The following is a 13093-nucleotide window of genomic DNA, read 5'->3' as shown; positions in this document are numbered from 1 at the left end:
TCCTCCTAGGCGAGACCACCGGCCAGTGTCCTCAGGTGGGCCCTCCTCGATTCCGCCGTCTGGCCCTGGACCAGGAGGAACAGGGCCTCCCGCGCGAGGCGTTGGGCCCTGCTCGTCAGCGAAAGGGATCTGCCGCCTCCGGCCACCACCGCTGCCGTGGTCGCTGTCATCAGCAGCTCGTACGCCCGGGTCCTGAGCGCCAGCCGTTCCGTCAAGTACTCGTGCGGCACGGGGTGTTCGGCCAGGGTGTAGGCCTGTCGCCGTACGTCGTCGAGGCGGGTGCGCAGCGGGCCGGAGGTCTCGTCGTCCAGCAGGCTCAGCGCCGCCTCCGCGACCCCGAAGACCGCCGGTGACGCGTTCGTCGGCTTCGGGCGGTCGGTCGCCGCCCACTCCTCGTACGGTGCGCGCAGGGCCACGGCTTCCTCGGGCAGCCACAGCCCGTCCAGCTCCAGCGACACCGTCCGGGACGCCGTGAGGGCGGCCAGCCGCATCGGTTCGGACGCCCGCATCCCCTCCTGCTCCCGCGCCTCCGTGAACGCGAACAACGCCTCGTCCGCGTCCGTCACCCCCGCGAGCAGCATCACGTCGTTCAGGCCCCAACCCGTGTACCAGGGCACCGTCCCGTCGAACCGCCAGCCGCCCCGCTCCCGCGTCACCCGCACCGGGACCCGGGGATACGCCCGCAGGTGCGCGTAGGCCACCCCGGACATCAACTCGCCCCGCGACAGCGGTCCCAACAGCCTTTCCCGCACCGGCAGTTCACTCTTCGCCAGGGTCATGACCGGCGTGTGGTGCTGGGTCTGCACGAACCAGGTCGAGCAGCACGCCCCGGCCAGGATCTCCGCCGTCTCCCGCGCCACCGTCCCGGGCGCGGCCGAGCCGCCGTAGGCCACGGGCGCGTTCACGCCCAGCAGGCCGGACCGCTTGATCGCCGCGATGTGGCTTGTGGGGACGCCCTCCTGGTCGACCTGTTCGGCGTGCGGGGCGAGGAGGTCGTCCGCGAGTCGGCGGGCGCGGGCGACGAGAGAAGGGGAGGTCATGCGGGTGATTCTCCCGATCTGCCGCGCCGATCACACGCGTCGCTCCGGCCCGTGTCGCGGGACACGGGCCGGAGCGGTGGAGAGCGCGGTGATCAGTCCGCCGAGCGTACGGCCGGCATCGCGAGGTCCACCGGACCCGTGGCTCCCGGCCCGCTCTTGCAGGAGTCGTGGCAGTCCTTCTCCAGGCTGCAGCACAGGGAGCAGATCGCGCCCGCGTGGAAGGGGCAGTTGGCCACGTCGGGGCGTTCGAAGGCCGTCGTGCAGACCGTGCAGGTCAGTTCCACGGCCGAGGGGAGACCGTCGGGGCCGAGGAGCGGCTCGTCGAGGTCGTCGAGGCGGGCGATGTAGTACTTGCCCTTCGTGAGGGCCGCGAACAGTGGCGAGAGGACCATCGCCAGGAACAGGGCGATGAAGGGGGAGTAGGCCTTGCCGTAGTCGCCGAACGCCTCGAAGTACGCGGTGATCGAGACGGCCGAGGCGATGAGCATCGAGCCGAAGCCGACCGGGTTGAAGTTGTACAGGTGGGCGCGCTTGAACTCGATGTACGAAGGGCTCAGCCCCAGAGGCTTGTTGATGACCAGGTCGGCGACGACCGCGCCGATCCAGGCGATGGCCACGTTGGAGTAGAAGCCCAAGACCGTGTTGAGGAAGCCGAAGACGCCGCCCTCCATCAGGGCCAGGGCGATGCCGACGTTGAGGAAGATGTAGACCACGCGCCCCGGGTGACGGTGTGTCAGGCGGGAGAAGAAGTTCGACCAGGACAGCGAACCCGAGTACGCGTTCGTCGAGTTGATCTTCACCTGGGACAGGATCACGAAGAACGTGGCGAGGCCCAGGGCGACCGGGGCGGCGAAGGTCTTGAAGCCGGAGACGTACTGCTGGATGGGCTCGTTGGCCTTGGCGAGGCCCACGCTGCCGGCGATGTAGAAGGCCAGGAACGCGCCGCCCATCTGCTTCGCCGCGCCGAGGACCACCCAGCCCGGGCCCGCCGAAAGCACCGCGCCCCACCACTTCTTGGCGTTCTGCGGGGTCTTGTCGGGCATGAAGCGCAGATAGTCGACCTGCTCACCGATCTGCGCGATCAGCGACAGCGCCACACCGGCGCCCGCGCCGACACCGAGCATGCTGATGCTGGAACCGGTGGGGGAGTTGCCCGCGAAGTGGGTGAACTGCGAGAACTTGCCGGGCTCTTGGATGGCGATGGACACGAACGGCGCGACCATCAGCACCAGCCACACCGGCTGCGTCCACACCTGCATCTTGGAGAGCGCGGTCATGCCGTAGATCACCAACGGCAGGATGATCAACGAGCAGATCAAGTAGCCGACGGCCAGCGGGATATGCAGGCCCAGGTCCAGGGCCTGCGCCATGATCGAACCTTCGAGGGCGAAGAAGATGAAGGTGAAGCTGGCGTAGATGACCGACGTGAGCGTCGAGCCGAGGTAGCCGAAGCCCGCACCCCGGGTCAACAAGTCCATGTCGATGGAGTACTTGGCCGAGTAGTACGAGATCGGGATGCCGGTGAGGAAGATCGTCACCGCCGCCGCGAGGATCGCCACCATGGCACTGGAGAAGCCGTTCGAGATGGCGATCGAGCCGCCGATGGCGAAGTCGGCGAGGTACGCGATACCGCCGAGTGCGGTGGTGGCCACCACGTAGGGCGTCCAGCGCCGGAAGGACTTCGGCGCGTAGCGAAGCGAGTAGTCCTCCAACGTGTCGTTCTGCGCCCAGTCGTTGTAGGTCCGTCCGGCTGCCGTTGCCGGCGCCTCTTTGTCGACGATCTCCGTCACGACGCTTCCCTCTTCCACGGGTGTGGTCACCTCCCGGACGACCCGGGGGAGTTGGACGGAAGAGTCACGCCGAATTGTTTCCCGGCCGTTTCGCGGGCTTTAAATGGAGGAGTTTTCAAAATTCTTTTGGCGACGCGCGTAGATTTAATCAATGCTTCCTGTGGAAACTATTCCTGGGGGAAGGTAGTCTCGATCGGAGCAGGTGGGAGAGGTCAGAGTTGGGCGACGATGTCGAAGTCGAAGGCGTCCGCCCGTGCCAGGTACAGCCGTTGGCGGAGGTGATTGCCGTGCAGACGCAGTACGCCTCTCGGGCCCTCGTAAGAAACGGTGCCGCCCAGTGCGCACATGGCGCCCACGTCGAGCGACCGCGCCTGCTCGGCCAAGGCCGCCAGCAGCCGTACGCCCTCGAAGCACGACTCGCCGAGGCTGCCCACGACGGGTGCCTCCACGCCGAACCGGGCCGCGTAACGCCCGCTGAAATCAAGGCTTTCGGCCGTGGCGAGGGTCTCGAAGTAGCCCGCCGCCGCCCACAGTCCCTCGGTGGCCTCCGCGCCGGTGGCCAGCAGGATGTTCTCGTCCATGTGCGTGCTCAGCCGCAGACACCGCTGGTGCAACCCGCGTGCGGCGAACGCCCGGTTGAAGCGCGCCGCGTCGTCCCCGACCAGCAGCATCAGCACGGCGTCCGCCTCGCACCGCTCGATCCGCCGCAGCACCGGCCCGAACTCGTACGTCCCCAGCGGCACGAACACCTCGCCCCGCACCCGGCCCCCGGAGTCCCGGGCGTAGCGGCGGGCGGCCCGGGCGGTGACGCGCGGCCACACGTAGTCGTTGCCCACCGTGCACCAGCGGCGCGCGCCGGTCTCCTCCGCCAACAGCCGCATCGCGGGCTGGAGTTGAGCCGCGTCGGTCTCGCCGGTCAGGAACACGCCCGGGGTACGCTCGCCGCCCTCGTACTGCGCGGTGTAGACATACGGCACCCGGCCCGCGATGCGCGGCACCAGCGCCTTGCGAACCGCCGAGGTGTGCCAGCCCACCACCGCGTCCACCGCGCGCATCGACACCAGGGCCTCGACCTCGGCCGCCACCTGCTCCGCCGGCGCGCCGCCGTCCACCACGATCAGCCGGACCTCAAGGCCCAACACCCCACCTACGGCGTTGAGTTCCTCCACGGCGAGTTGCGCGGCAAGCTCACAGGACGGGCCGAAGACGCCCGCCGGCCCCCGCAGGGGTACGACCAGCGCCACGACCAGGGTCCTGGTCGGGCCGCTGATCCGCCCGGGCGGCAGGGGATGCACCGGAGCACCTCCGTGAGGGTGTGAGGGCACGGATACCGGTCCCGGCCCCGGCCCCGGCACCCTCGCAGAGGCTCGTAATCTGAACCGCACAGTAGACCTACCGGAAGGACAGCGGCAATGTCGTCCGTACCGTCGCCGGGCCTCGCCCACCTGCTCGCGCACGCCGAGCGGCGCCTGGGCCGGCGTATGGCCGTCGTACTGGCCGAGGAGGACTGCTCGGTGGAGCGGTGGCGCGTCCTGTCGATCATCGCGGACGGCAAGGGGCACCCGATGACCGAGATCGCCGACCAGGTCCTGATGCCGGCCCCGAGCCTGACCAAGCTGGTGGACCGGATGGTCGCCGACAACCTGGTCCACCGCCGCCCCGACCGGGCCGACCGCCGCCGGGTCCTGCTCCATCTCACCGCCCGCGGCCGCACCCTCCACGAGCGCGCCGCGCACCGCCTCCTCGCCGACCAGACCCGGCTCCTCGACGCGATCGACGACCACGGCGATCTCGTACGACTGCTCGCCCGGCTCACGGCGGTGCTGGACCAGGAGCCCGCGGACGAACCTGCGGAGAAAGTCCTGCCGGTTTCCTGAGGCGCGGTGTCGATCCGGGCGCGCGGCGTTCGTGTAGGAGGTGAGAGAAGCCCCACCGCGAAACCCGATGACCTGGAGGACGTCATGCAGCACTACCTGCTCAGCGTGATCACACCGACCGACGGACAGATGCCCTCGACCGAGGAGATGGCGGAGATCGGCCGCAGGCTGGAGATCTTCCACGGCGAACTCCAGGCCGCCGGTGCCTGGGTCTTCGCCGGCGGACTGCATGGCCCGGAGACGGCCACCGTGCTGCGCCCCAAGGGCGGCAAGGACGGCGACGTACTGATCACCGACGGCCCGTACGCCGAGGGCAAGGAGTACCTGGGCGGGATCTGCCTGATCAAGGCGGCCGACCTGGACGCGGCCCTGGAGTGGGGCAGGCGGGCGACCTGGGCCACCACGCTGCCCATCGAGGTGCGCCCCTTCGTGAACACGTCCGAGGACTGATGTCGTTCACCACCGACGTCGAGGCCGTCTTCCGTGCCGAGTACGGGCGCGCGGTCTCTGTCCTGGTCCGTTTCCTCGGCGACATCGACCTCGCCGAGGAAGCGGTCCAGGACGCCTTCACCACGGCCGTACAGAAGTGGCCGGAGACCGGTGTGCCGCCGAGCCCGGCCGGGTGGATCATCACGACCGCCCGCAACCGCGCGATCGACCGGCTGCGCCGCGAGTCCTCGCGGGAGGCCCGGCACGGCGAGGCCGCCCTGCTGTACGCGTCCGACGCGCCCGCCGAGGAGGGACCCGTGCGCGACGACCGGCTCCGCCTGATCTTCACCTGCTGCCACCCCGCGCTCGCCACCCAGGCACAGGTCGCGCTCACCCTGCGGCTGCTCGGCGGACTCACCACCGCCCGGATCGCCCGCGCCTTCCTGGTGCCCGAGCCGACGATGGCCCAGCGCCTGGTCCGCGCCAAGGCCAAGATCCGCGACGCGAGGATCCCGTACCGGGTGCCCCGCGATGCAGACCTCCCCGACCGACTCAAGGGCGTCCTGGCCGTCGTCTACCTGATCTTCAACGAGGGGTATACGGACTCGCCCGAACTGTGCGCCGAAGCCCTGCGCCTCGGCCGCCTCCTGTCCGAGCTCATGCCCGACGAGCCCGAGGTGACCGGTCTGCTCGCGCTGATGCTGCTCGTCGAGTCGCGCCGGGCCGCCCGGGAGGGCCCGGACGGTGCGCTGGTGCCGCTGCCCGACCAGGACCGCGCGCGCTGGGACGGCGAGCTCATCACCGACGGCCAGTCACTCGTCCGGCGGTGCCTGCGGCTGAACAACCCCGGGCCGTACCAGATCCAGGCCGCGATCAACGCCGTGCACAGCGACGCGCCGACCGCCGACGCGACCGACTGGCGACAGATCCTCCAGCTCTACGACCAGCTCATGGCCCTCGCCCCGAGCCCGGTCGTCGCCCTCAACCGGGCCGTCGCGGTCGCCGAGGTGGACGGCCCGGGGCAGGCCCTCGCCCTCGTGGACGAGCTGGCCCTCGACGACTACCACGTCCTGCACGCGGTCCGCGCCGACCTGCTGCGCCGCCTGGGCCGTGACACCGAGGCCGTGCGGGCGTACGAGGCGGCCATCGCCCGCACGGAGAGCACGGCGGAGCGCGGCTACCTCGAACGCCGCCGCGAGGAACTCGTCCGCGTGTGACAGCCTCGGTGCGGAGAGCGACCTTCTCAGCGCCGGAATTTATCCCTGCCCATCAATGGTTGGTATATACACCTGACCGTCGAGATTCCCCACGCACCACCAGCGAGGCACCGTGAACCAGTCCAGCCCCGAGCAGCCCGCCGACATCGTGTCCCGGCTGCGCGCCACCTTCCGCACCGGGCGCACCAAGCCCGTCGCCTGGCGCACCGCCCAACTGCGCCGCCTGCGCGACCTGCTCACGGAACACGGCGACGACCTCGCCGCCGCCCTCCACGCAGACCTGGGCAAGAGCGCCGCCGAGTCCCAGCGCACCGAGATCGGCTTCACGATCCGCGAGATCGACCACACCCTCGACCATCTCGACGAGTGGCTGAGCCCCGAGTCCGCCCCCGTGCCGGCCCACCTCGGCGTCGACGCCACGGCCTGGACGCAGTACGACCCGCTGGGGGTCGTCCTGGTGATCGCTCCCTGGAACTATCCGCTCCAGCTCCTGCTGACCCCGGTCGTCGGTGCCCTGGCCTCCGGTGACGCGGTGGTCGTCAAGCCCAGCGAGATGGCCCCGGCCACCTCCGCCGCCATCGCCCGGCTGCTGCCCGCCTACCTCGACACCGACGCGGTCGCCGTCGTGGAGGGCGGTGTCCCCGAGACCACGGCCCTGCTCGCCGAGCACTTCGACCACATCTTCTACACCGGCAACGGCGCAGTCGGCCGTATCGTCCTGCGCGCCGCGGCCGAGCACCTGACCCCGGTCGCCCTCGAACTCGGCGGCAAATCACCGGCGTTCGTCGACCGCGACGCCGATCTCGCCGTCGTCGCCGACCGGTTGGCGCGCGGCAAGTTCCTCAACGCCGGCCAGACCTGTGTGGCCCCCGACTATGTGCTGACCGACCCGGAGACCGCCGCCGCGCTCGAACCCCTGCTGGCGAGTGCGGTCGAGAAGGTCTACGGCGCCGACCCGCAGACCTCCGGCGAGTACGGCCGTATCGTCAACGAACGTCACTTCGACCGGCTCGCCGGACTGCTCGACTCCGGCCGGGTCGTCGTCGGCGGACGCAGCGACCGCACGGACAAGTACATCGCGCCGACCGTGCTCGCCGACGTGGACCCGAAGGCGCCCGTCATGGCGGAGGAGATCTTCGGTCCGATCCTTCCGATCGTCACCGTCCCCGGCCTCGACGCGGCGATCGACTTCATCAACGACCGCGACAAGCCCCTCGCCCTGTACGTCTTCACGGACTCCGACGACACCCGCGCCCGGATCGCCGCCGAGACCTCCTCCGGTGCCGTCGGCTACGGCCTCCCGCTCGCCCATCTCACCGTCTCCGACCTGCCGTTCGGCGGCGTGGGGGAGAGCGGCATGGGCAACTACCACGGCCGCTACTCGATCGAGACGTTCAGCCACCGCAAGGCGCTGCTCGAGAAGCCGCTGGTCTGAGCTGCCCCTCACGTATCACCAGTCGCTTATATAAGTGGATGGTGATACGGTGGTGTTCATGCACGCCTTCGATGTGCTCGGGGACCCCGTGCGCCGCCGCATCCTGGAACTGCTCGCCGAGGGCGAGCAGTCCGCGGGCACGGTCAGTGATGTCGTCCGGCGGGAGTTCGGGATATCGCAGCCCGCCGTCTCACAGCATCTGAAGGTGCTGCGGGAGAACGGTTTCGCGACGGTACGGCCGGACGGCACCCGGCGCCTGTACGCGGTCGACTCCGAGCCGCTGCGGGACATCGACGCCTGGCTCGACCGCTTCCGTCGTTTCTGGACCCCGCATCTGGACGCTCTGGCCACCGAGTTGGCCCGGGGCAAGCGTGAGCGCCGGCTCCGTGACACCGACGACACCCCCGATTCTCCGACGAGTTGAGGTGCACCCCATGATCGACGTGACCCATCAGATCAACTCCGTGAGCCGCCGGGTCGGCCGACGCGACTTCAAGGCCGGCGAGGCCCGCGTGGTCACCATCGGCCAGTCCTACGACGCACCGCCCGAGGACGTCTGGGACGCCTGCACCGACCCAGAGCGCATCCCGCGCTGGTTCCTGCCGGTCACTGGTGAACTGCGGCTCGGCGGGCGCTACCAGTTGCAGGGCAACGCGGGCGGCACCGTCGAGCGCTGCGACCCGCCCAAGAGCTTCTTCGCGACCTGGGAGTTCGGCGGCGAAGTCAGTTGGATCGAGCTGCGGTTGACACCGGAGGGCGAGGGCACGCGCTTCGAGTTGGACCACATCTCCCATGTCGACGACCAGAAGTGGGCCGAGTTCGGGCCGGGCGCGGTCGGTGTCGGCTGGGACTCGATCCTGCTCGGGCTCAGCGGCCACCTCTCGGGCGGCGACTCCGTGAAGCCAGAGGACGCCATGGCCTGGCTGATGTCGGAGGAGGGGCGCCGCTTCGTCACCGAGAGCAGCGAGGCGTGGTTCGCGGCGAACGTCGCGAGCGGCGAGGAGGAGGCGGTGGCCCGCGCCGCCGCGGACCGGACGACGGCGGCCTACACGGGGGCCGATGCCGAAGAACGTACCGACTGAACCGCAGACCTGGAGCCGATCACCGTTGTAGCGTGCGCGCTGGACGTCACGGGTGATCGGAGCCAGGGATGAACGACGGCGAGACGGTGTTGGTGACCGGCGGCAGCGGATTCGTCGGCAGCCATCTTGTCCGGCACCTGCTGGAGCGCGGCTACCGGGTGCACACCACCGTGCGGTCCCTCGGCAACGAGGCGAAGGTCGCGCCGCTGCGGGCCATGCGGGACCAATTCCCGGGCGCCCTGGCGCTGTTCGAGGCGGATCTGCTGGCGGCGGGTTCCTTCGACGCGGCCATGGACGGCTGCCGGGTCGTGTTCCACGTCGCCTCGCCATTCCTGATGCCGGAGAAGATCAAGGACGGTCACAAGGACGTCGTCGAACCCGCGCTCACCGGCACCCGAAACGTCCTCGCCGCCGTCGAACGCACGCCCACCGTCGAGAAGTTGGTGTTCACCTCGACGGTCGGCACTATCTTCGGGGACTACGCCGACGTACGGGCGATGAAGGACGGGATCCTCACCGAGGAGTACGTCAACACCACCAGCACGGTCGAGAACAACCCGTACCACTACGCCAAGACGGTCGCCGAACGTGCCGCCTGGGACGCGGCACAGGCGCAGGACCGCTGGCGCATGGTCAGCGTCAACCCCGGTCTGATTCTGGGCCCTTCGCTCACTCCCGCCTCGGATTCCGGCAGCCTGTTCCTCCTCGACGAGCTGTTCAAGGGCTACTTCTTCTACGGGGCGCCCGACTTCAGCTTCACCGTCGCCGATGTGCGGGACGTCGCGGACGCGCACATCGCGGCGGCCGAACTCCCCGACGCGCACGGCCGGTACATCGTGGCCGCGACCCGCATGGCGTCCTTCCTCGACATGTCACGAGCCCTGCGCCGGCGCTTCCCGCGCAACTACCGTCTGCCCCGGCACGGCCTGCCGCACTGGCCGGTGCGCATCCTGGGGCCCGCGTTCGGGCTCACCCAGGACTACATCCGCAAGCACCTCGGGATCAGGTTCACGGTCGACAACCGGCGGAGTGTGGAGGAACTGGGCATCGTCTACCGGCCGTTGGAGGAGACACTCCTCGATCACTACCTGGCGTGGCGGCAGTTGAGGGAACGCGCTGACCGTTCTCGGCTGTTCACCGCGACGACCGGTCATGGCTCTTGACTGGTTCAGACCAAAGGCGTTTGGGTGTGGCTCGATCATCTTTTCGGTGTCATGAGCCTGACCACACTCGACCGAAGGGCACTCATGCGAACCCCCCACGCCCTGCTCGCCATCACCGCCGCGCTGGCCGCGGTGATCACCGCCCCGCCGGCCGGCGCCGCCGACGCGGCCCCCTCCCCGGGCACCTACTACGTCCAGAGCGCCACGACCGGGCTCGACGCGGCCGACAACGGGGGAGCGGTGGAGCAGCACAACCCGAAGGGCAACGAGGACCACCAGCAGTGGACCCTCCGGACGAGCGGATCCTCGTACGTCCTGGAGAGCACCGACACGGCCGGAAGCTGCCTGGGCCGCTCGGGCGGCCAGGCCCGGACCGTCGCCTGCACGAGCGCGGACGCGGCCTGGCAGATCACGCCGGTCGGCGGTGACCAGTACACGCTCCAAGTCCCGGGCACAGCAAGCTACTTGACCGTGGGCGCCAAGCCCTCCGGCGCCAACTACCCGGCCCAGTTGGTCATCGGTTCGTCCGGCGGCCTCGCCTCCTGGTACCTCACGCCGGTCACCTCGCCCACCAGCCCGATCCCGGCACAGGACCAACGCACCCTGGACCAGGTCACGTTCCTCACCGCGCACAACGCCTACGCCAACGGCGTGGACGGCGGATTCGCCCCGCCCTTCGTGAACTTCTTCCCCAACCAGTCCCGGGGCATCAACCAGCAACTCTCCGACGGAGTACGGGGGTTCATGCTGGACATCCACCAGACCTCCGACGGTGCGATCCTCTGCCACGACAGTTGCACCTTGGTCAGCAAGCCCGTCGCTCTCAACGTCGACCTCCAGCGCATGGTGGACTTCCTCAAGGCGCACCCCGACCAGTTCGTCACCGTCTTCCTGGAGGACTACGTCGACCCGGGCGTCCTGCGCGATGAACTCGCCCGTGTCAACGGCCTGTACGACGTCCTCTACCGCCCCGACCAGACCGGGGTGAAGCAGAACGGCTGGCCGAAGATGGCCGACCTGATCGCGGCCAACCACCGGCTGCTGATCTTCACCGACCACAGCCGCGCCTCCGACGAGTCCGCCGGACTGACCCGGGACAGCTTTGGCGTGATGTACCAGCGCGAGTGGACCGTCGAGAACTACTGGTCCATGGGCTCCGGCGCGAGCTCCTCCGACTGGTCCTGCTACAGCCGCTGGTACGGCAGCGACCTCAACGTCCCGCTCACCCAGACGTATCCGGGTTTCCGCCCGCTGTTCGTCATGAACCACTTCCGGGACGCCACCGTTGCCGGCACCGCACAGACCGACAACACCAAGGTCCTCGACCGGGCCCAGCGGTTCTGCCAGCCGGCCGCCCGCAAGAAGCCCAACTTCCTCGCGGTGGACCGCTACGACCTCGGTGACCCGGCCTCCGCGGTCAACTCCCTGAACACGTACACGTATCCGTAAAGCGATGGCGGCCGTGCGCTGGGGATGTGCGAAACTCCGCTGATGACTTCGGAGAAGATCACCGCGGCCGCCGCGGGCACCTGGAAACTCGGCGACCTGACCGTCAACCGCGTCGGCTTCGGCGCGATGCGGCTGACGGGCAGCGCCGCCTTCAACCTCGGGGCACCGAGCGACCGCGACCGCTCGATCGCCGTGCTGCGCAAGGCCATTGAGCTGGGTGTGAACCACATCGACACGGCCGCCTTCTATTTCTCGTCGCTGCGCTCCGCGAACGAACTCATCAACACCGCGCTCGCCCCCTACCCGGACGACCTCGTGATCGCCGCGAAGGTCGGCCCCTTCCGCACCTACTCGGGGGAGTGGGGCACTTCGGCACGCCCCGACGACCTGCGCGGCCATGTCGAGGAGAACCTGCGCCAGCTCGGGCGCGACCACATCGACGTGGTCTATCTGCGCCGGATGGGGCAGGACTCGATCGCCGAGCACTTCGGCGCGCTCGCGGAACTCCAGGAGGAGGGCCTGGTCCGGCATCTCGCGCTCTCCGACGTGGAGCCGCGGCACCTCGCCGAGGCGCAGCGGATCGCTCCCGTGGTGAGTGTGCAGAATCGGTTCGGGCTCGACTCCTCCCGACCCGAGACCGAAGACATGCTGCGGCTCTGCGGCGAACAGGGCATAGCCTTCGTGCCGTTCTTCGCCATCGCGGGCGAGGGCGGGGCCAAGGGCGCCACCACCGCCCACGACGACGAGGTACTGGCCATCGCGGACGCCCACGGCGTGACCCCGGCCCAGATCCGCCTGGCCTGGTCCCTCGCCCAGGGACCGCACGTCCTCGCCATCCCCGGCACGGGCAACCCCGACCACCTCGTCGAGAACGTGGCCACGGGCGCGATCCGGCTCGCCGAGGACGAGCTCGACCGCCTCAACGAGCTGCACAGGAAGGCCGGTTGAGCGAGGACGTGGCTCAGGCCGGCCAGGTGCCGTCCCGCATCAGGTGGCGCCCGGGCAACTCGTGTTGCCCGTGCCACGCCTGGACGGCCAGCGGTCGTATCCGGAAGAAGGAGTAGGGCGCGCGTTCCTCGCGGGGATCCCAGCCGTACTTCGCGCGCAACGCCTCGACCGCGGCGGCCGGGACGTCCTCGGCGGCGAACGCCGTCGCCTCGCCGTCGATGAGCACGACGTCCCGGGTGTCCGCGAACGCGAGCCGGGTCCGCCGCCCGTCGGCGAGATTGCGGCCCGTGGGGTTCGTGGGCCGGGTGGACAGCCAGACCGCCCGCCCGTCCCACACGAACCACAGCGGAACCAGACAGGGCAGCCCGTCGGCGTCCGCCGAGGCCACCCAGACGTCCGACTCCCGCTCCAGCCGGGCCAGTACGTCATGCCTGCGTTCCTCGGGGCCGCGGGGCGGCACGGTGATCGTCATGCCGGGGACGCTATCGGCGGGGTTCGCGTGGCGCCTCGGGCCAGGGGCGTAGGACTTCCGGCCCTGTCGGCACTTTCCCGTCGTCCGGCCGGTGCTGCCGTGGATGTTCCCCTCCCGTGTCCCAAGGGCGTGCGAGGTGTACCCACCCGCCGGACCGGGACCGGACCGCCCTGCTCGCATGCCGCGTCGAG

Annotated in this window: 12 protein-coding genes and 1 pseudogene; 9 read left to right on the top strand and 4 right to left on the bottom strand. The window is 69.7% G+C overall.

The genetic code is table 11. The features are described from left to right. Window positions 1-5: 5 nt before the first annotated feature. The 3 genes from ABZT04_RS38755 to ABZT04_RS38745 form a co-directional block, all read right to left on the bottom strand. Window positions 6-1040 carry an acyl-CoA dehydrogenase family protein gene (locus ABZT04_RS38755; RefSeq protein ID WP_356063426.1) on the bottom strand — a complete coding sequence of 345 codons (1035 nt, stop codon included), beginning with the start codon at window positions 1038-1040 and terminating at the stop codon, window positions 6-8. Between the two features lie 92 nt (window positions 1041-1132). Next, the gene (locus tag ABZT04_RS38750) at window positions 1133-2830 is read right to left on the bottom strand and encodes a hypothetical protein (RefSeq protein ID WP_356063528.1); all 1698 of its coding nucleotides are present in this window, start codon (window positions 2828-2830) and stop codon (window positions 1133-1135) included. A 212-nt stretch (window positions 2831-3042) separates the two neighbouring features. After that, complete coding sequence (locus ABZT04_RS38745; protein WP_356063424.1) at window positions 3043-4125, bottom strand: substrate-binding domain-containing protein; 1083 nt, start codon at window positions 4123-4125, stop codon at window positions 3043-3045. Between the two features lie 117 nt (window positions 4126-4242). Here ABZT04_RS38745 and ABZT04_RS38740 point away from each other — a divergent pair, with 117 nt between their 5' ends. The 9 genes and pseudogenes from ABZT04_RS38740 (at window position 4243) to ABZT04_RS38700 (ending at window position 12430) form a co-directional block, all read left to right on the top strand. Further along, window positions 4243-4707, top strand: a complete 465-nt coding sequence (locus ABZT04_RS38740) for a MarR family winged helix-turn-helix transcriptional regulator (protein ID WP_356063421.1) — start codon at window positions 4243-4245, stop codon at window positions 4705-4707. An 84-nt stretch (window positions 4708-4791) separates the two neighbouring features. After that, window positions 4792-5157 (top strand): YciI family protein, encoded by a 366-nt coding sequence (locus ABZT04_RS38735; protein WP_356063418.1) that lies wholly within the window; start codon window positions 4792-4794, stop codon window positions 5155-5157. Next, window positions 5157-6353: an RNA polymerase sigma factor gene (locus ABZT04_RS38730; protein WP_356063415.1), complete on the top strand. Its 1197-nt coding sequence runs from the start codon at window positions 5157-5159 to the stop codon at window positions 6351-6353. The genes ABZT04_RS38735 and ABZT04_RS38730 overlap by 1 nt, the downstream gene beginning before the upstream one ends. Window positions 6354-6459: 106 nt before the next feature. After that, a pseudogene (locus tag ABZT04_RS38725) lies at window positions 6460-7788 on the top strand (aldehyde dehydrogenase family protein); the annotation flags it as partial. 58 nt (window positions 7789-7846) lie between these two features. Then, window positions 7847-8212, top strand: coding sequence for a metalloregulator ArsR/SmtB family transcription factor (locus tag ABZT04_RS38720; RefSeq protein ID WP_356063412.1), 366 nt, complete (start codon window positions 7847-7849; stop codon window positions 8210-8212). A gap of 10 nt (window positions 8213-8222) precedes the next feature. Then, window positions 8223-8870, top strand: a complete 648-nt coding sequence (locus tag ABZT04_RS38715) for an SRPBCC family protein (protein WP_356063410.1) — start codon at window positions 8223-8225, stop codon at window positions 8868-8870. Between the two features lie 68 nt (window positions 8871-8938). Next, window positions 8939-10033, top strand: coding sequence for an NAD-dependent epimerase/dehydratase family protein (locus ABZT04_RS38710; RefSeq protein ID WP_356063407.1), 1095 nt, complete (start codon window positions 8939-8941; stop codon window positions 10031-10033). An 84-nt stretch (window positions 10034-10117) separates the two neighbouring features. Next, window positions 10118-11482: an RICIN domain-containing protein gene (locus ABZT04_RS38705; RefSeq protein WP_356063404.1), complete on the top strand. Its 1365-nt coding sequence runs from the start codon at window positions 10118-10120 to the stop codon at window positions 11480-11482. 42 nt (window positions 11483-11524) lie between these two features. Continuing rightward, the gene (locus ABZT04_RS38700) at window positions 11525-12430 is read left to right on the top strand and encodes an aldo/keto reductase (RefSeq protein ID WP_356063401.1); all 906 of its coding nucleotides are present in this window, start codon (window positions 11525-11527) and stop codon (window positions 12428-12430) included. 13 nt (window positions 12431-12443) lie between these two features. On the opposite strand, the gene ABZT04_RS38695 is transcribed toward ABZT04_RS38700, so the two are convergent. After that, on the bottom strand, window positions 12444-12902 hold the full coding sequence (locus ABZT04_RS38695; RefSeq protein WP_356063398.1) for a pyridoxamine 5'-phosphate oxidase family protein: 459 nt from the start codon (window positions 12900-12902) through the stop codon (window positions 12444-12446). Window positions 12903-13093 lie beyond the last annotated feature (191 nt).

Source organism: Streptomyces sp. NPDC005492 (genome assembly GCF_040605995.1).
GTDB lineage: Bacteria > Actinomycetota > Actinomycetes > Streptomycetales > Streptomycetaceae > Streptomyces.
The sequence above is the reverse complement of the archived record's forward strand: the minus strand, read 5'-3'. Positions and strand labels throughout refer to the sequence as shown.